The sequence below is a fragment of the Proteus sp. STS61-E genome, from assembly GCF_040932335.1.
Taxonomy (GTDB): domain Bacteria; phylum Pseudomonadota; class Gammaproteobacteria; order Enterobacterales; family Enterobacteriaceae; genus Proteus; species Proteus mirabilis_B.
Window position 1 is genome coordinate 331536 of record NZ_JBFQGE010000004.1, and the last position, 19204, is coordinate 350739.

Below are 19204 nucleotides of genomic sequence, written 5' to 3' on the forward strand. Positions count from 1 at the left end.
TTTAAACTATTTTAGTTAAAAAACATCGCAACTTTTCATCTTCTTGTATTTAAATAAAACATCATCTATTTATAAAATCAATCGCTTGATTTATTGTTAAAATAAAGAATTAATTGTTAATATCTTTCGTAATTGAATATTTTAATCGAATTTCAGGAGCATTAGATAATTTTCGATTAGATCCTTCCATCAAATAAGCCGCTATTTCTTCTGATGATAAATCATCGACTTCTTCAATATTAAAATACTCATCAGGCCAATAAATAAGATCTGAAGAAAAGGATTTGAAGTTTACTTTGAGTAATTTCATTGCATAGGAATGTTCAGATTCACTGCCTTCAGCTAAACATATAAAATCAACAATATTAATTAACTCTTCATAAGTCAGATCATCTAAATATTTGACCTGATTAAACGCTATTTTTGTAAACTCTTTTTCACTTGTCCAAGAATTATAATCACGAAAATCTGAAAACTCACAAGGTGTTACTACTTGTGCGTTCCAATTTATCATCATGGTTTTAATATCAGGATCATCTTCAGTTGCACCATTATCGATTTTATTAGTTATCTTCCGTAGTAAATCGATCAACTCATTGAGTTTAGCTTTACTTATTTTTATTGGTTTCAATCTGTTAGGTAAAGGCATATTTTATTCCGTTTATACTGTTTTTATTAAATCCGTATGTTATTGAATATAATTAAATAATTGATTTTTTAGAGAATATTAAGGTTACTAGTATCATGTTTAATTAACAGCTCTAATTAACAGCTCTAATTAACACACTTTATCAAATCACCTACTAATTGAAAGTTAGGGTTTGAAGTTATCGTAACTCTAATAGAAGTATCCATACGAGATGTGATGACAGCCTGAGTATATTTGACTCCGTTGATATTAATATCTGCTATTTGACCGATATTTTTAACAGAAAAACCACTCAACCCAGTATTATTTTTAAGTCTAATTCCCAAGGAATCGTTTTCTTGTATATGAGTGTCAATTTCTGCTGACTCTATATTTTTACATGCTATAGAAAGCTCATCTTTACTAGTTTTGAAAGATAAACAAATATCATCAGGCTTGCATTGATTAGCAGCCATTGCGAATGTTGAAAATAAGAGTGAAAAAATAGCTAGTAATTTCATTTTTGAAGATCACCTTGTGATTTTTTATAAAATTCATCCCTTATTTCAGCAGTAATTAAACTAGATGATTTACGGTGACTATATACGAAAAAAGATCGTATATGGCGACCTTTAAGATTTATTGGCTGATTTAACTCAGTTTTTTGTTCAGCATATAAATACAGTCATCAAACATAACTCCGCCAATCGTGTAATTATCCTTAATGATCTCTTTAAGGGTAAATCCATTTTTTTCCAGAACGCGTACTGATGCATTGTTTCCGCTTGTGATCACGGCCTGATAGCGCGAAATAGCAGATAGTTCGGGTAGTGATAATAAGGCAGATAATGAATCAGTAGCCAAAGACATACCAGAAAATTCACTCGCGATTATGTATCCCACCTCGGCTACAGGTTCAACATTATCAAGAATTACTAAGCCGGTTAACCCCATTGGGAGCCCGTCAACTTTTCTACGGATCACAAAGCATAACCAATGAGAAGACTCTATATCCCATTCTGGCAGGCGACTATCAAAGGCATCTTTAATTTGCTGTTCATTTAGTGGATCAGAAATAAACCTCATTATCCCAGCATCTGCATATAACTTTCTGAAAAAATCCCAATCATTTTCAGTTATTTTGGTTAAGGTAAACACCATGATTTTCCTGTAAGGTTTTTATAATATTAATGTAGTTCTATTTTATTAAATTATTAATATCTGAGTTAATAATTAGTTGTACAACACAACAAACAAAAATGGCACCACAAATTAGAAAAATACAAGTTGATTCAATCTGACGTTCCGCTAATAGCATTACAAGAAATAGGGGATAGGGAAAATATCGAAATGGTTAGAAGATATGCTCATCTAGCACCGAACCAATAAACAGAATACACACGTAAAATTGATGGCGTTTTAATGATAACGACGCAAATACGACACAAGGAAAAAATCTAGTTGAATTTAAAGGAGAATAACTGCTTGATTTGAAATGGTACGCCCTACAGGATTCGAACCTGTGACCTACGGCTTAGAAGGCCGTTGCTCTATCCAACTGAGCTAAGGGCGCCTAGAAGAGATTAGACGTCAGCAATCACTGCTGATAACGGGTGTGAATTATACGTTCAACATTCTGAGAGTCAACGCTTTTTCAACGATATCAAACTATATGGTTAAAATATGGCAAGTATTCGACTGACAGATTGCTCTTGATCTGACAAAATAGACCAATACCGTAATTGAATAATTTGGATGTATAGATGTCAGCAAGAATTATAGATGGGAAATCGATTGCGCAGACCATCAGAAGCGAAGTTGCAGAAAAAGTAAAACGACGTATTAATGCAGGAAAACGAGCGCCTGGTTTAGCTGTTATTTTAGTGGGTGATAACCCAGCATCACAGATTTATGTTGGAAGTAAACGCCGCGCTTGTGAAGAAGTAGGCTTTATTTCTCGCTCTTATGATTTACCAGATACTACCAGTGAAGCTGATTTATTAAATCTCATCGACCAGCTTAATGCAGACAACACCATTGATGGTATCCTCGTTCAGCTCCCTTTACCTGCCGGAATTGATAATGTTAAGGTTTTAGAACGCATTCATCCTGATAAAGATGTGGATGGCTTTCACCCTTATAATATCGGCCGCCTATGCCAACGAGCACCTAAATTACGCCCTTGCACACCTCGTGGTATTGTCACACTACTAGAGCGTTGTAATATTCCTATGAATGGCTTAAATGCCGTTATTATTGGTGCATCAAACATTGTTGGTCGCCCAATGAGCTTAGAACTATTACTTGCGGGTTGTACAACAACAGTTACTCACCGTTTTACTAAAGATCTGCGCTTTCATGTTGAGCATGCGGATTTAGTTGTTGTGGCGGTAGGTAAACCTAACTTTATTCCTGGTGAGTGGATTAAACCGGGTGCAATCGTGATTGATGTCGGTATAAACCGTCTCGAAAGTGGTAAAGTTGTCGGAGATGTTGATTTTGAGGCAGCATCTCAACGTGCGGGCTGGATTTCTCCTGTCCCTGGTGGTGTAGGTCCAATGACAGTCGCCACACTTATTCAAAATACTTTGCAAGCATGCGAAGAGTACCACGACCCTGAAACAGGAAATAATTAATCGATGGAAACATTTCAATTAGATGGGCACGACTATGTCGAGCTTTGTGATTTATTAAAACTTCAAGGTTGGACTGAAAGCGGAGCCTCTGCTAAAAGTGTCATTGCTGAAGGTTTAGTGAGTGTTGACGGTGAAGTTGAAACCCGTAAACGCTGTAAAATTGTTGCTGGAAAAGTGGTCACCTATGGTGAGTTTTCCGTTAGCGTCAGCAAATAATCAGCAAATTAATTAATATTGAAAAAGCGTCGCTATCTTAGCCTCGCTTTTTTTCTTTTTAATCCTTTTTTACCTTTAATCTGCATTTTCTTCTTCTTTTTTCTTATTTAGTCATATTCTAAAAAGACAAATCAACATAACTCATTGAATTAAAATAAAACCATAGAAATTAATTTAATATATTTAAATTTAGATCATCATTTTTAAGCCCATCTATGGTTATAATTACCTGTCACTGTTCAGCAAATTGTACATTTTATAAAAAAATAGATAAAAAGAAGTGCTATAAGTTATTATTTTATATATGGATAACACTTTTTAACCATTACTGTAAAACTTCAGCAACAACCCTTTTTATTGATACTTTTATCCGTTTATTCATGTTTAAATGCCCCTAAATGTGATTTAGATCTAATTTATTTCTACTTTCATTAGGCAAAAGAACATTGTTTGTACTAAATTACAGGTTATAATTTGAAACGATTCAGCTCGATGATACTATTTTAGTTGTTATTTTGTGATATTTAAGCCTTTCTTGCCCTTTATCTAACAGGAGATTTTATGCTCGGCTTACCCACTCAAGGTATCTCTGTCTTTGCTAAATCACAGCAAAAATCGATGCCTGTTCTTTTATTTAAGGTAAGGAACTAGCATGAAACGCAGAGTAGCAACCATCACACTTAACCCTGCATATGATCTTGTCGGTTTAAGTAATCCCATTGAACTTGGTGAAGTTAATCGTGTTAAAACGGCTGGCTTCCATGCTGCGGGTAAAGGCATCAATGTGGCTAAGGTTTTAAAAAGCCTTGGCGTTGATGTTACTGTTGGCGGTTTTTTAGGCAAAGAAAACCAAGATGGATTCCAAAAAGAGTTTAGTGACTCAGGTATCGCGAACCGTTTTCAAATGGTTGAAGGCCGTACTCGAATTAATGTCAAACTCACAGAGCCCAATGGCAAAGTGACGGACTTCAATTTCTCTGGTTTTGAAATTACAAAACAAGACTGGACTCGCTTTGTTAACGACACGCTAAGTTGGGCGGGTCAATTTGATATGATTTGTGTCAGCGGTAGTGTTCCTCCGAGTGTTGATCTCAATGATTTCACTGCATGGATGACACGCTTACGTAGCGAATGTATGTGCTTGATCTTCGACAGTAGCAGAGATGCTTTTGTCGCAGGATTAAAAGCCTCCCCTTGGTTGGTTAAACCCAATCATCATGAATTAGAGATTTGGGCTGGCAGACCTTTACCTGAGCTTTCTGATATTGTACAAGCGGCACAAACATTACGTCAGCAAGGTATTGCTCATGTTGTTATTTCATTAGGTGAACAAGGTGCTATGTGGGTAAATGCATCTGGTGCATGGATGGCAAAACCGCCTAAGTGTGATGTTGTAAGTACGGTTGGTGCTGGAGATTCAATGGTGGGTGGTTTAATTTATGGCTTAATGATGCGACAAACCAGTGAGCACACCTTACGTCTTGCTACTGCTGTTTCTGCACTTGCTGTAAGCCAAACTAATGTTGGCATTCACGATCGTGAACAATTAGCAAAAATGATGGCAGAAGTAGAATTAACCCCTCTAAAATTATAAGTAATAACACCCAGTGGTAAATTGAATAATATTAAGTAGAATTACCACTGCCTTCATTAAATATATTAACGCTATGTTATAAAGACTCTAAAATAGAATCTCTTTAATTGATTAATATTTGTTTATTATTAAATCAAACTTTATTTTTTCTATTTATTCGATAAACTTCACTTTAATAAAAATTAATAAAGATATTCTAAAGCCAATAAAAACTTATTTCTGTTTTTAGGAGAAGTTATGGAAAGGCCCATAGTACTTTTATGGATCCAAGTTATTTCGGTATTATTTTTAGGTGTCAGTTTATTTATATTAGTTGCCGGGGCACCAATTTATTTATTAGCAATGGCAATGGGTGGCGGTCAAACAATGCTTGTGGGTTTGTTCATCATGCTGTGTCTAATTATAACGATGATAATGCAAGTTACAGCATGGATAAAACTCGCTAGAAACAGTAAAAACGCTTACTCTTTTTTGAAAATCTCATGGGTATGTTTATCTATTTCACTCTTTTTTATACTTAGTATTTCGATGTCATTGACAAATATGTCAGAAATTGGCTTTGTTGTTTTTTCTATTATCGTTATCTTAACGCATCGGCTTTTTTTCTCTGAAAATGTGATTGCTTATTTTGAAGATAAACAAAAAGATAGCGAAAGAGAAACCAGTATTATTAATCAATAAAATAATCATCAGACAAAAAAATATCGGATATTTAATATCCGATATTTTTATATTAAACATGTATTAAGTGTAATTACTCAATCATTGTATTAATTATTACGACGCCAAACTGTTCCTTGAGGACCATCTTCTAAAACAATGCCCATCGCTGTTAATGCATCACGAGCAACATCAGCCGCAGCCCAATCTTTGTTTTTACGAGCATCGTTACGCTGTTGAATTAATGATTCAATTTTTTCAACTTCACCAGCATCATCCGCTTTAGCGCCACTTTGTAAGAAGTACTCTGGCTCTTGCTCTAATAAGCCTAATACCTTAGCAAGTTTACGTAACACTGCCGCTAAGCCATTCGCTGCATTCATATCAACTGATTTGAGGCGATTCACTTCACGCGCTAAATCAAACAAAACTGAATAAGCTTCTGGTGTATTGAAATCATCGTTCATTGCATCAATAAATTGCGCTTCAAACGCTTCGCCACCCGCAGGCTGTGCATTCGCATCAGTTCCACGTAATGAAGTATAGAGGCGCTCTAATGCAGTACGAGCCTGTTTTAAGTTTTCTTCAGTGTAGTTAAGTTGACTACGATAATGGCCTGATAATAAGAAGTAACGCACGGTTTCAGCATCGTAATAAGCCAATACATCACGAATAGTAAAAAAGTTATTAAGTGATTTAGACATTTTTTCTTTGTCTACCATCACCATACCCGAGTGCATCCAGTAATTAACGTAAGGACCATCATGGGCACAAGTTGATTGTGCAATCTCATTTTCATGATGAGGGAACATTAAGTCTGAACCACCACCATGAATATCAAAATGATGTCCTAATTCTTTACCATTCATCGCAGAGCATTCGATATGCCAACCCGGACGACCTTCTCCCCAAGGAGACTCCCAGCTTGGTTCACCCGGTTTAGACATTTTCCATAAGACGAAATCCATTGGATTGCGTTTTACGTTAGCCACTTCAACACGAGCACCGGCTTGTAGTTGCTCTAAATCTTGGCGAGAAAGTAAGCCATAATCAGGATCGGTATCAATCGCAAACATTACATCGCCATTGTCGGCAACGTAAGCATGTCCACGTTTAATTAACGCTTCTGTTAATTCAATAATTTCAGCAATATGATGTGTTGCACGCGGCTCTGAATCAGGGCGAGCAATATTTAATGCATCAAAATCTTTATGCATTTCAGCTAACATACGAGTCGTTAATTGCTCACATGTTTCATTATTTTCAATCGCACGTTTGATGATTTTATCATCCACATCCGTTACGTTACGAACATAGTTAACATCGTATCCTAAGTAACGCAGATAACGGGTTATGGCGTCAAAAGCCACAAATGTACGTCCATGACCAATATGGCATAAGTCATAAATAGTGATGCCACACACGTACATACCTATTTTTCCTGCATGGATAGGTTTAAATTCTTCTTTTTGGCGAGTGAGAGTATTAAAAATCTTTAGCATCAGTGGACGTTCCCGTTTTCAACTGTACGTGTTTATTACGTTTTTATATAAAAGAAAATAACAACTACTATAGCATGATATTAATAAGAATATTGGATCTTGCAGTCAAAGCAAACGCAAGATTAGCGCTTTTATCTTACTCTGCTTAACGCTTATTTTCACTGTTCAATCGTTGATAGTGAACAATCAAACTTCTATTATTTGGCTAAATTTTGGCGAAAAGTGTTTTTTCTTTCTATTACTGATTTATTTGGCAAGAAAAAGTAGAGCGAGAAAAAGATGCATACTGACTAAATTAGGCAACTGTGATATAAAAACGGGACTGTTGTTTATGCCCAAATCTGGGTAAAGCTAAAATTATATTAGGATCTGAATATGGTTACTTTTCATACCAATTACGGCGATATCGTGATTAATACATTTGCAGACAAAGCACCTGCAACCGTAGAAAATTTTTTAGACTACTGTAAAGAAGGATTCTACGATAACACTATTTTCCACCGTGTCATCAATGGTTTTATGATCCAAGGTGGTGGCTTTGAACCAGGTATGAACCAAAAAGCGACCAAAGCACCTGTAAGAAACGAAGCAAACAATGGCCTAGCAAACAACCGCGGTACATTAGCAATGGCTCGTACAAACGATCCTCATTCTGCTACTGCTCAATTCTTTATCAACGTTGCAGACAACGATTTCTTAAACTTCCGTGCTGAAAATGCAAATGGTTGGGGATATTGTGTCTTTGCTGAAGTTGTTGAAGGCATGGACGTTGTTGATAAAATTAAAGCGGTTTCCACTGGTCGTAGCGGTTTCCACCAAGATGTTCCTCGTGAAGATATCGTCATTAAAAGTGTAACGGTTAGCGAATAAGCCTCACTTTTTATGTGTACGCTTTTTATTGCAGACCTGCATTTAAGTGAACATGAACCGGCAATCACTGCCGGTTTTCTTCGCTTTTTAAAAGAACAAGCTATTCATGCAAAAGCACTTTATATCTTAGGTGATTTTTTTGATTTTTGGATAGGTGACGATGATCCTAATCCTTTGCATCAACAAATTGCTCAAGCTCTGATGACGCTAAAAAATGCAGGAGTGCCTTGTTATTTTATTCATGGAAACCGTGATTTTTTAATTGGCTCTCGTTTTGCAAAAGAGAGTGGTATCACCTTACTTCCACAAGAAAAAGTACTCGAAATTGAGAAGCATCGCATCCTAATTTTGCACGGTGATACACTTTGTACAGATGATGAAGCGTATCAACGTTACCGTAAAAAAGTGCATAATAAATTTATTCAGCGCTTATTCTCACTACTGCCTTTATTTATTCGACTGCGTATCGCTGACAAAATGCGTTCGCGTAGCCAGCACGAAAATCAGTATAAGTCTGATGCCATTATGGATGTTAACCCACAGGCTGTGATTGATACTTTTAAGCATTTCAATACAGAATGGATGATCCACGGTCATACTCATCGTCCAGCAATTCACACTGTTAATATTGATGATAAAATACATTATCGTGGTGTATTAGGTGCTTGGCATACTGAAGGTTCTATGTTTAAAGTGACAGCTGAAAAAATAGAACTTATTCATTTCCCCTTCTAAGTTGTTTTGCTTATTTTCTTCATAAAAAGGCTGTTTTTTCTTTACGCAAACGTTTTCCTATGCGTGTTAGCGTGATACTATCATGCTCAGTTTATTAGGCTATATCCGTTTATGCTTACAGGAGCAGTTAAGTAATGTCTTCTCAAGTTGGTCTAAATACCTCTTCCGCTCGTATCGCTATTGTAATGGGCTCTAAAAGCGACTGGGCAACAATGTCTCATGCCGCTGATGTACTAGACGCACTACAACTTCCTTATCATGTTGAGATTGTCTCTGCACACCGTACCCCTGATAAGCTATTTAGCTTTGCAGAACAAGCCAAAAGTAATGGCTTTGATGTCATTATTGCAGGAGCAGGTGGTGCTGCCCATTTACCGGGTATGCTCGCAGCAAAAACGCTCGTCCCAGTATTAGGAGTTCCTGTTCAAAGTGCTGCATTAAGCGGTGTTGATAGCCTTTACTCTATTGTGCAAATGCCGAAAGGTATTCCTGTGGGAACATTAGCGATTGGTAAAGCAGGTGCCGCCAATGCCGCTTTATTAGCCGCTCAAATTTTAGCATTACACTCCCCTACTATTTTTGAAGCACTAACAGCATGGCGTACAGTACAAACTGATGATGTCTTAAATAACCCTGATCCAAGGGAGGCACTATGAAGCCAGTTTGTGTTCTTGGAAATGGTCAATTAGGACGAATGCTAAGACAAGCCGGTGAGCCTTTAGGAATTGCAGTTTACCCAGTCGGATTAGATGCAGAGCCTGAAGCCGTTCCCTATCAAAAAAGTATAATCACAGCTGAAATTGAGCGCTGGCCTGAAACCGCTCTCACCAAAGAATTAGAGCGTCATACTAACTTTGTAAACCGTGATATTTTCCCATTGCTTGCCGATAGATTGCCTCAAAAACAACTTCTTGACGAACTAGGTTTAGCAACAGCACCTTGGCAACCATTAACGTCACCAATACAATGGCCTGATATCTTCAATCAATTGGGTGATTTTATTATTGTAAAGCGCCGTGTTGGTGGTTATGACGGTCGTGGTCAATGGCGTATTCATCCCGGTGAAGAACAACAATTACCTGCTGAAATTTATGGTGAATGTATTGTTGAGCAAGGTATTCCTTTTTCAGGTGAAGTGTCATTAGTAGGTGCAAGAGATAGTAACGGAAATTGTGTTTTCTACCCTTTGACTCACAACCTGCATCAAGATGGCATTTTACGCATGAGTGTCGCCTTACCAACACCTGCGTCAAAACTACAACAATCAGCGGAAAAAATGCTGACCGCCATCCTTAATAAACTCAATTATGTGGGTGTAATGGCGATGGAGTGCTTTATCGTTGGTGATAAATTACTTATTAACGAATTAGCCCCTCGAGTTCATAACAGTGGCCATTGGACACAAAATGGTGCCTCAATTAGCCAGTTTGAGTTACATCTGCGTGCAATTTTAGATTTACCTATGCCAAAACCTGAAGTTTGCCAACCAGCAGTAATGGTTAATTTGATTGGTACTGATGTCAACTCTCAATGGCTTTCATTACCATTAGTTCATTTACATTGGTATGAAAAAGAAGTTCGCCCTGTCCGCAAAGTAGGCCATCTCAATCTTGTACATCGCGATAATCAACCACTGAAAGAGACTCTCAAATCATTAAGCTTGATGCTTGATGATGCCTATCAGTACCCTATCAAATGGGCTTTAGAAAAATTAAGCTAGCAGTCCGACTCATAAAGTTAGAGAATAATAGCCTTTAAACGAACAGACCTTAGATAAAGAGGTCTGTTATTCGCTATTTTCTCCTGATTATTCAGGTTACTGCACCCATTTGATGGAGTCAGGATGCAAGCCACGCAACAGATTTTTGGTCCCGTTTATCAGTGGAGTATGCTGATATTATTGGGCTTTGTGTATTTTTTAGCTACCGCAACCACATTTACTTCTTTAGGTGTTGTTCTCCCTAGTATGATAAACGAGCTAGAGTGGAACTGGACTCAAGCAGGCCTTGGCTTTACGTTATTAGGATTAACCTGTGGTCTTGCGAGTTTTTTACCTACATTGCTGATCCGTAAATTAAGCGTTCGTCTTACATTACTTATTGGATTGATTATTTTTGTCAGTGGTTTCTATTTTCTTTATGAAACATACACTATTTCGCGTTATTTTCTCGGTACTGCACTGTTAGGTATTGGATTTACGCTACTGGCTACCGTACCCGGTACTTATGTTATTTCCCGCTTATTTGAAAAACAATCTTTTGCCTTTGGTGTCTATTTTACCATTGGTGGATTAGGTGGTGTTGCTGGGCCTTGGATCTACTTTTTAGCAACCCATTTATGGCATACATGGCGAATGCACTGGCTGATTTCAGCGATCACACTCACTGTTGTTACTCTTCTCACTATCTTATTTTTACGCGAAGGCACTAAAGAGCAAGAGCACGCCAAAAAAATTAGCCAACTTCAAACCACAAAACGTATCTATCAAACTAAAGAGATTTGGACGGCTCGTCATGCTTTAAGAACATGGCAATTTTATGTTATTGCAGCTACTTACACGGCCTTTTTATGGTGTGGCATCACGGTCAATAGTTTTGCTGTTGCACATATTATTGAAAATGGTTTTGGTGAAACTATTGCCGCAACACTCTTAAGTAGTATGGCATTTATCAATGCTTTTTCACGCTTAGCGGGTGGAGCTATTGGTGAATGGTTAGAACCTAAAAAATTACTTATCGCAAGTTTAAGCATTATTATCATTGGCTTGCTCGCGCTAAGTATGGCTAATTCTTGGGTTTACCTGATCTTATTTACGGTTTGTGTCGGTATCGGTTATGGCATGACGTTCTTAGCATCAAGTATTTTGCTTGCTAACTATTTTGGTCGCTCTCCTTACCTTGAGCTATTTTCAGTGATGAATTTAATTTCAACACTGGCTTGTTTAGCACCTTTCTTTGCTGGGGCAATCAAAGATATTTCAGGTAGTTTCACACCTGCATTCTTGATTTTAACCATCCCTGTTTTACTGATTTTAGCGGTCACACTGTTTATGAAGCCACCAATCTACCCTAAATTTCAGCATGCAAGTGAACAAGAAAAGTAACCATTAAATAAGCAAGATAGTGAGTTTCGTATTATAAGAACGCATTTTCTAAGGAGACGTTAAGCTGATGAATGATGCATTAATAATAAAATACTCAATAGGTGTTTGCATAGCTTTAGCCTGTTTTGTTGGTTTTGTCGTCGTATCTCTTTTTCATGACAAAAAGAAAAAACGTCGTAGAAATATTATTATTCATATCAGCCAAGCTATCTTGCTTTGTAGTTTAGTGCTTATCTTAAGCCAATATTGTGAAATGGCTGTGGTCGATTTTAATCTCCACTTTATCTCCTTTAGGATGATTAACTTTTTCACCTATGTCGGCATTGCATTAATTTTAATGCGGAAATTTTTCTTACTAATTAATCGGTTAGAAAAATCTCAAATTAAAAAAGGCAGTGATCCTACTTCTGCTCGTATTATTTCTCGCATATTTAAAATCACTCTATTTGTCATTATCATTTTATTGTTTGGTGAGCATTTTGGTATGAGCTTATCCGGCTTAATGACATTTGGCGGATTAGGTGGTATCGCCATTGGCATGGCAAGTAAAGATGTATTAAGTAATCTTTTCTCTGGCGTCATGCTCTATTTCGATCGCCCTTTTAATATTGGTGATTGGGTACGATCTCCTGATCGTAATATTGAAGGTACTGTAGTCGAAATTGGCTGGCGTATTACCAAAATCATCACATTTGATCATCGACCGCTTTATATTCCCAACTCGATTTTTTCCTCTATTAGTGTGGAAAACCCGGGAAGAATGACTAATCGACGTATTCAAACTGAAATTGGTTTACGTTATGAAGATTCAGATAAAATAGGCGTTATCGTTCAAGATATTCGCACCATGCTGATGCAAAATAACAAAATCGACACGCAACAAACGTTGTTAGTCTATTTTAATCAATTTGCAGACTCTTCACTCAATATCATGGTGTATTGTTTTACCAAAACAACAGTGTGGGCACAGTGGCTTGAAGCTCAGCAAGAAGTCTATTTAAAGATAATTGAGATTGTGCATAAACATGGCGCAGATTTTGCCTTTCCATCTCAAACGGTCTATATCGAAAAACCTTCTCCAATTACCCAATAATAGAAAATGGATAAGTTTATTTTCTCATAGACTTATCCATTCATTCACGTATCAAAGTGGTAGTTTATGCGTTTTAAATGCATAAAATCATTTTATTTGTCTTTTAATTTATTTCAATCACATTCACAACCAAGTATATTGTTCGCCAATTCTTCTATTGATAAAAACGCGAGCATAATGAAAAAAATGAAGTTGGCGTGTCACCCTACTCTTTCACACTATTTTTATTGTGAACGTCCGATTGTTGATATTGTTGATGCAAATTTAACGCAAGTGTCAGCAGTAGTGTTGTCATTGTCAGATATTGAGTCTGGCGAATTAGATCGCATTTATCAAACAGGCTTTCAACTCCCCGTATTTATTGCAGTTAATCTTAATGATGCACTCAGTGCTGAATTGCTTAATCAAGTTTCAGGGATTGTGATCACAGATAAAAGTGCGCATCAAAAAAATAGTGCGTTGATTAATGAAGCTGCACAGCAATATGAAAAGAGTCTGACAACACCATTTTTTTCACGCTTAGTGAATTATGTTGCCGAAAAGAACGTTGCTTTTGATTGTCCCGGCCATCAAGGCGGAGAGTTTTTCCGTCGTCATCCCGCAGGCGAACAGTTTTATCAATATTTTGGTGAGAATCTATTTCGTTCTGATCTCTGTAATGCTGATGTTGAAATGGGTGATTTACTTATTCATGAAGGTGCGCCTTATGATGCGCAAACTTTTGCGGCGCAAGTGTTTAATGCCGATAAAACCTATTTTGTTTTAAATGGAACATCCTCTTCTAATAAAGTTGCCTTAAATGCCTTATTGGCACCAAATGATTTAGTGCTATTTGATAGAAATAATCATAAATCCAATCATCATGGTGCGCTAATTCAAGCCGGAGCAACACCTATTTATTTAGAAACCGCTCGTAATCCCTTTGGCTTTATCGGGGGCATAGATGCACATTGCTTTGAAGAGGACTATTTACGCCAACAAATCGCAGAAATTATGCCAGAACGCCAATTCGATAAACGCCCTTTTCGCTTAGCTGTTATTCAACTGGGTACTTACGACGGTACGATTTACAACGCAAGACAAGTCGTCGATAAAATTGGTCATCTTTGTGATTACATTTTATTTGATTCTGCATGGGTTGGTTATGAGCAATTCATTCCGATGATGAAACAGTGTTCGCCTTTGTTATTAACGCTTAATGAAGATGATCCCGGTATTCTCGTTACTCAATCAGTTCATAAGCAATTAGCGGGTTTTTCACAAACCTCGCAGATACATAAAAAAGATGCGCACCTTAAAGGGCAATCACGTTATGTTAATCATAAACGTATGAATAATGCTTTTATGATGCATGCGTCCACCAGCCCATTTTATCCCCTTTTTGCGGCTCTTGATGTCAATGCCAAAATGCATTCGGGTAAAAGTGGTGAAGCCATGTGGATGAATTGCGTAAAACAAGGCATCGAAGCTCGTAAATCATTACTAAAGCAGTGCCAGTTTATTAAGCCATTTATTCCTGAAATGGTTGATGGACTTGCTTGGCAAGATCACGACACAAATGAAATCGCTCACGATCAACGTTTTTTCAATTTTATTCCTAATGATAATTGGCACTCATTTGAAGGTTACGCCACCAATCAATACTTTGTTGATCCTTGCAAATTAATGCTTACAACGCCGGGGATCGATCCTCATACAGGGGAATATGAACCCTTTGGTGTACCAGCATCTATTTTGGCAAATTATCTACGTGAGCACGGTGTTATTCCTGAAAAAAGCGACCTTAATTCAATCTTATTTTTGCTGACTCCCGCAGAGCACCAAGCAAAATTTGATCGCTTAACCTCTTTGATTGTTCAATTTGAAAAGCACTTAGTTGAAGATGTGCCATTAGAAAAAATATTGCCTTCTGTTTGTCGTCGCTATCAATCCCGCTATCAGGGTTATACATTGCGTCAACTCTGTCAGGAAATGCATGATATTTGTGTCACTCACAATATTAAACTACTACAAAAGCAGATGTTTAGAAAAAGTCATTTCCCTAAGCGGGCACTAAGTCCGCAACAAGCTAATATTGAGTTTGTTCGTGGTAACGTTGAGTTTTTACCTTTAAATAAATTAGAAGGCAGAATTGCCGCGGAAGGTGCTTTACCTTATCCGCCGGGTGTTTTATGTGCTGTGCCCGGTGAAATTTGGGGTGGTGCTGTTTTACGCTATTTTCAGGCACTTGAAGTCACAATTAATCAGCTACCGGGCTTTTCAACTGAACTTCAAGGTGTTTATATTTATGATGAAGATGATGGCAGTAAGCGCATTTATGCTTATGTTATAAAAGAATAATTGTCTTATCTTTTCCCATAAAAAATGCTGATGTTTAATAGCATCAGCATTTTTATTTAACTCTATTTATGAGCCTTATTTATTTCAACTATTCACCCTGAATTCGTCGATACTGCCCTTTATCTTGCAACAGTCTGATCCCTAAAATACTGCCACATAATGAAAGTAATAGTGCGGCAACAATAGGTACGGTGATCCACATTCCCCATTGGGGCTGCCAAGGAAAATTAAACACCGATATTTGTAATAAGCTTAATGCAACCTCGGCACCAATCGCCGCAGCTAATCCTGCCATTAAACCTAACAATGCAAATTCAGCCCAAAGAGTCCATCTTAATAATGATTTACCTGCGCCTAATGTGCGATATACCACCAGCTCAATACGTCGCTGTGTCATTCCTACCTGAATTTGAGCAACTAACAATAACGCACCACAGATCATTACCAATCCAACCATAATCTCCAATGCTCGACTGACTTGCTGTAAGATTTGTTGAACTTGTTGAATTAATGCGCCTGTATCTAATACGCTTACAGTTGGAAATTGCCGATTAAGTGCCGTAATTAGTGCCCCTTCGCCATTGTAGTAAAAGCTACTCATCCATTTTTCTGGCTGATTACTTAACCCTTCTTCAGAGAAGATAAAGAAGAAATTAGGACGCATATTTTCCCAATCAACATGGCGAATACTAGTCACAATGGACTTAAATTCACGAGTATCACCGACAAATGTTAATTCATCACCTAACTTAATTTCGAGTTGTTCAGCAACACCTTGATCAAGAGAAACACCATTCCCTACTGGAGGCCATGTTCCCTCAACAATCACATTATCTTTTGGCAATTCGCTATGCCACGTTAAGTTAAGCTCTCGACGAACAGTGTTATTACCAGCATCACGTTTATCTGCCCACTCTTTGGCATTATTCTCATTAATTTGTGTTAAACGCGCTAATACCACAGGAAATGCATCCGTAGGTTCAACATTATACTTTGCCAATAAAGTATTAATTTCTTGAACTTGAGGCGCAGACATATTGATTAGAAAATAATTAGGGCTATCTTCTGGTAACTGTTTTTGCCATTTATCTAATAAATCACCTTGAATAAGGATTAAAAGCGTTAATAACATAAATGAAAGCGCGAAAGCCGCAAGTTGAGTCATTGTTTGAAATGGTTGTCGTAATAAACGAGTCACCGCTAAACGTGCGCTGAGTTGGCGGAATTTAAACTGCTTTAATACCCATAATCCTAACCAGCCAATTATTCCAAGTAGAAAAGCAATAACAACAACACCAAATAGAATTGACCAGAGTAAAACGCCCGTTCCCGCAAAAAGCGTTAAAGCACCGACAATAATTAAGCCTACAATCGGTAAATAGTAACGCAGAGGCCATATAGGTGCCGTGGTATCACTTCTTAATACACGGGAAGGTTGTGTCGCCATTAGTTGATAATAAGGTCTTAATCCTGTTAATAAAGCAATTAACAGTAAAGAGCCCACAGACCATACCCACGGTAAGAAACTCGCTTCAGGCAAGCTTTTAGGTAAAACAGGCGCTAAAATTTGTAGCAGTATCGCCTCAAAAATAAGCCCGACTAATGAACCGACAATAATCGCGCCAATAAGGATCACTCCCCATTGCCCAACAATCCACTTTCTCAATGCTCGTTTATCTGCACCTAGTGTTTTTAATACCGCAATTAAGGTATGACGACTACGGCAATAATGAGCCATTGAAACAGCAACTGCCGATATAGCAAGTAATAGCGTTAAAAGAGCAGAGAGCAAAAGAAAGTTTTTCGCACGCTCCATTGATTGTGAAAGCGCTCCACTGTCTTGTTTTAAACTATTCCAACGCTGGTCTGGTTTTAATAGTGGATCGAATCGTTGCTGATAACTATCAATCACAGCTTCATCGCCCGCAAACATATAGCGATAAGTCAGGCGGCTTCCGGGTTGCACCGCTCCAGTTGCTTCAACATCATCAAGGTTAATTAAAATACGAGGTGCGATTTGAAAAGGATTAAACCCGCTATCCGGCTCTTGAATTAATACTCCACTGATTGTAAATGTAGCGTCACCTACATCAATGTTATCGCCGACTTTTATATCAAGTAATTCAAGTAATCTGGCACCGACAAGGGCAGTTCCTTTTTCAGGTTTTAACCCTGCTGGCTCTGTTTCTAACTCACCATACAGTGGATATAGGTTATCTGCGGCTTTCACCAACGCAAGCTGAGGTGTATCACCTTCAGGAGCATAAGACATGGTGGTAAATTGCATTTGGCGACTGAGAGTTAACCCTTCTTTTTTCGCCTCTGTAAGCCAGTTTTCATCAACGGGATAGGATGCACGTAAGACTAAGTCTCCAGCAATTAAATCTCGACTTTGAGCATAAATGCTTTTATCGATGCGATCACCTATACGCCCTAAAGCAAGTACACAAGCAACTGCCAGCGCTAAAGAAAGCCAAACAATTAATAGTGCAGGAGAACGCCATTCACGCCAAAACCAACGCCAAATCATGACTCCTCCTTAAGTTGTCCATCTACTAATCGTAATCGTCTTTGGCAACGAGCTGCTAGCTCATTGTCATGAGTAACTAAAATCAAAGTTGTTGCATAATCTCGGTTAAGAGAGAACAACAAGTCAGCAATTTTATCACCAGTTTTACGATCAAGGTTTCCTGTTGGTTCATCCGCAAAAAGAATAGCTGGTTGAGTGCAAAATGCTCTTGCTAATGCAACGCGCTGTTGCTCACCGCCAGAAAGCTGTGCTGGCATATGGTATAAACGTTCACCTAATCCTAACAGCTTAAGTAAATCAACTGCACGCGCATGGCTGTGCTTTTCTGACTCACCTTTTAATAATGCGGGCAACTGCACATTTTCGAGTGCATTCAATGTTGGGATCAACATAAATGATTGAAAAACAAACCCAACATGTTGAGCTCGCAACTTGGCACGCTCTTCTTCATTCATTTGTGTGAGATCTTCACCCATCAAATGCACGCTGCCAGAGGTGCCATCATCTAATCCAGCGATGATCCCTAACAGTGTCGATTTTCCCGATCCTGACTCACCAATTAACGCAATTGTTTGTGCAGGCTCGACAACTAACTCAACACCCTGCAATATAGAGATCTGACTATCACCTTGTCCTACTTGTTTGGTTAACTGATGAACTTCAAGAACCTTTTCCGTCGACATACATTTTTCCTTATCGTTATGATGATGTTTAGCTTTAAGGCAATTGCTGCTGATACCTTTTTGATCTTTGGTGACAGCTTGAGTGCAGGATACCGTCTTCCGATTGAAAGCGCATGGCCACAACGCCTTGCTGATAAATGGAAAACAACCTACCCTGAAATTAATGTTGTTAATGCAAGCATTAGTGGTGAAACTGCCTTTCAGGGACAAAATAGGCTTCCTGATTTATTAAAACAGCATCAACCACGCTGGGTTTTAATTGAATTAGGTGCAAATGATGGTTTACAGGGATACCCTGTTGCACAAACAAAAGAGGCATTACAAAACATCATTACACAAGTGAAAGATGCCGGTGCAACGCCACTTTTTATGCAAATAATGATTTCACCTAATTACGGTAAACGTTATACACAATCGTTTTCAGCGATCTATCCAAAACTCGCTGAAGATAATGCGCTTCCTCTGCTTCCTTTTTATATGGAACAAATCGCTGATAAACCTGAGTGGATGCAAAATGACAGCATACACCCCAATGAAGATGCTCAGCCGTTTATTACGCAGTGGATGGATGAAACATTATCCCCTTACTTAACACGTTAGACTATTCTGACAGT

At 37.9% G+C, this 19204-nt stretch carries 18 protein-coding genes, 1 tRNA gene and 1 pseudogene; 13 read left to right on the forward strand and 7 right to left on the reverse strand.

Annotated features, from left to right (window positions below):
• Positions 1-109: 109 nt before the first annotated feature.
• The 3 genes from AB4J89_RS11825 to AB4J89_RS11835 form a co-directional block, all read right to left on the reverse strand.
• The gene (locus tag AB4J89_RS11825; protein ID WP_368469355.1) at positions 110-649 is read right to left on the reverse strand and encodes a hypothetical protein; all 540 of its coding nucleotides are present in this window, start codon (positions 647-649) and stop codon (positions 110-112) included.
• 125 nt (positions 650-774) lie between these two features.
• Complete coding sequence (locus AB4J89_RS11830) at positions 775-1149, reverse strand: hypothetical protein (protein ID WP_088494805.1); 375 nt, start codon at positions 1147-1149, stop codon at positions 775-777.
• Positions 1150-1279: 130 nt separating this feature from the next.
• Complete coding sequence (locus AB4J89_RS11835) at positions 1280-1789, reverse strand: GNAT family N-acetyltransferase (RefSeq protein ID WP_311755783.1); 510 nt, start codon at positions 1787-1789, stop codon at positions 1280-1282.
• 126 nt (positions 1790-1915) lie between these two features.
• Here AB4J89_RS11835 and AB4J89_RS11840 point away from each other — a divergent pair.
• Positions 1916-2109: pseudogene (locus AB4J89_RS11840) on the forward strand (integrase); the annotation flags it as partial.
• Between the two features lie 15 nt (positions 2110-2124).
• Here AB4J89_RS11840 and AB4J89_RS11845 read toward each other — a convergent pair.
• A tRNA-Arg gene (locus AB4J89_RS11845) sits at positions 2125-2201 on the reverse strand.
• Between the two features lie 190 nt (positions 2202-2391).
• Here AB4J89_RS11845 and folD point away from each other — a divergent pair.
• The 4 genes from folD (at position 2392) to AB4J89_RS11865 (ending at position 5755) form a co-directional block, all read left to right on the forward strand.
• Entirely contained in the window at positions 2392-3264 is an 873-nt protein-coding gene (gene folD, locus AB4J89_RS11850; protein ID WP_311755794.1) for a bifunctional methylenetetrahydrofolate dehydrogenase/methenyltetrahydrofolate cyclohydrolase FolD, read from the forward strand.
• 3 nt (positions 3265-3267) lie between these two features.
• Positions 3268-3480 (forward strand): ribosome-associated protein YbcJ, encoded by a 213-nt coding sequence (gene ybcJ / locus AB4J89_RS11855; RefSeq protein WP_088494802.1) that lies wholly within the window; start codon positions 3268-3270, stop codon positions 3478-3480.
• Positions 3481-4132: 652 nt separating this feature from the next.
• Positions 4133-5074: a 1-phosphofructokinase gene (gene fruK, locus AB4J89_RS11860; protein WP_075673946.1), complete on the forward strand. Its 942-nt coding sequence runs from the start codon at positions 4133-4135 to the stop codon at positions 5072-5074.
• A gap of 237 nt (positions 5075-5311) precedes the next feature.
• Positions 5312-5755, forward strand: a complete 444-nt coding sequence (locus tag AB4J89_RS11865) for a hypothetical protein (RefSeq protein ID WP_311755795.1) — start codon at positions 5312-5314, stop codon at positions 5753-5755.
• A gap of 89 nt (positions 5756-5844) precedes the next feature.
• Here the strand turns inward: AB4J89_RS11865 and cysS are convergent, their stop codons facing one another.
• On the reverse strand, positions 5845-7236 hold the full coding sequence (cysS, locus tag AB4J89_RS11870) for a cysteine--tRNA ligase (protein WP_088494799.1): 1392 nt from the start codon (positions 7234-7236) through the stop codon (positions 5845-5847).
• Between the two features lie 375 nt (positions 7237-7611).
• Between cysS and ppiB the strand changes: the two genes are divergently transcribed.
• The 7 genes from ppiB to AB4J89_RS11905 all read left to right on the forward strand — a co-directional run bounded on the left by ppiB (position 7612) and on the right by AB4J89_RS11905 (position 15377).
• Positions 7612-8106 carry a peptidylprolyl isomerase B gene (ppiB, locus tag AB4J89_RS11875; protein ID WP_006533972.1) on the forward strand — a complete coding sequence of 165 codons (495 nt, stop codon included), beginning with the start codon at positions 7612-7614 and terminating at the stop codon, positions 8104-8106.
• Positions 8107-8118: 12 nt separating this feature from the next.
• Positions 8119-8841 carry a UDP-2,3-diacylglucosamine diphosphatase gene (locus AB4J89_RS11880; RefSeq protein ID WP_194951055.1) on the forward strand — a complete coding sequence of 241 codons (723 nt, stop codon included), beginning with the start codon at positions 8119-8121 and terminating at the stop codon, positions 8839-8841.
• 134 nt (positions 8842-8975) lie between these two features.
• Entirely contained in the window at positions 8976-9497 is a 522-nt protein-coding gene (purE, locus tag AB4J89_RS11885; RefSeq protein WP_368469360.1) for a 5-(carboxyamino)imidazole ribonucleotide mutase, read from the forward strand.
• A complete protein-coding gene (purK, locus tag AB4J89_RS11890) occupies positions 9494-10561 on the forward strand; it encodes a 5-(carboxyamino)imidazole ribonucleotide synthase (protein WP_368469362.1) in 1068 nt (355 codons plus the stop codon). Before purE ends, purK begins: the two co-directional genes overlap by 4 nt.
• Before the next feature lie 123 nt (positions 10562-10684).
• Positions 10685-11944, forward strand: coding sequence for a CynX/NimT family MFS transporter (locus AB4J89_RS11895; protein WP_088494795.1), 1260 nt, complete (start codon positions 10685-10687; stop codon positions 11942-11944).
• 67 nt (positions 11945-12011) lie between these two features.
• Positions 12012-13037 (forward strand): mechanosensitive ion channel family protein, encoded by a 1026-nt coding sequence (locus AB4J89_RS11900; protein WP_368469364.1) that lies wholly within the window; start codon positions 12012-12014, stop codon positions 13035-13037.
• Positions 13038-13223: 186 nt separating this feature from the next.
• A complete protein-coding gene (locus AB4J89_RS11905; RefSeq protein WP_368469425.1) occupies positions 13224-15377 on the forward strand; it encodes an ornithine decarboxylase in 2154 nt (717 codons plus the stop codon).
• 88 nt (positions 15378-15465) lie between these two features.
• On the opposite strand, the gene ybbP is transcribed toward AB4J89_RS11905, so the two are convergent.
• Both ybbP and ybbA read right to left on the reverse strand, forming a co-directional pair.
• Positions 15466-17907 (reverse strand): putative ABC transporter permease subunit YbbP, encoded by a 2442-nt coding sequence (gene ybbP / locus AB4J89_RS11910; protein WP_368469366.1) that lies wholly within the window; start codon positions 17905-17907, stop codon positions 15466-15468.
• A complete protein-coding gene (gene ybbA / locus AB4J89_RS11915; protein ID WP_088494791.1) occupies positions 17904-18590 on the reverse strand; it encodes a putative ABC transporter ATP-binding protein YbbA in 687 nt (228 codons plus the stop codon). Before ybbA ends, ybbP begins: the two co-directional genes overlap by 4 nt.
• On the opposite strand from ybbA, the gene tesA reads away from it, so the two are divergent.
• Complete coding sequence (gene tesA / locus AB4J89_RS11920) at positions 18561-19190, forward strand: multifunctional acyl-CoA thioesterase I/protease I/lysophospholipase L1 (RefSeq protein WP_088494790.1); 630 nt, start codon at positions 18561-18563, stop codon at positions 19188-19190. The two genes, ybbA and tesA, sit on opposite strands and share 30 nt — an antisense overlap.
• Positions 19191-19204: the final 14 nt, after the last annotated feature.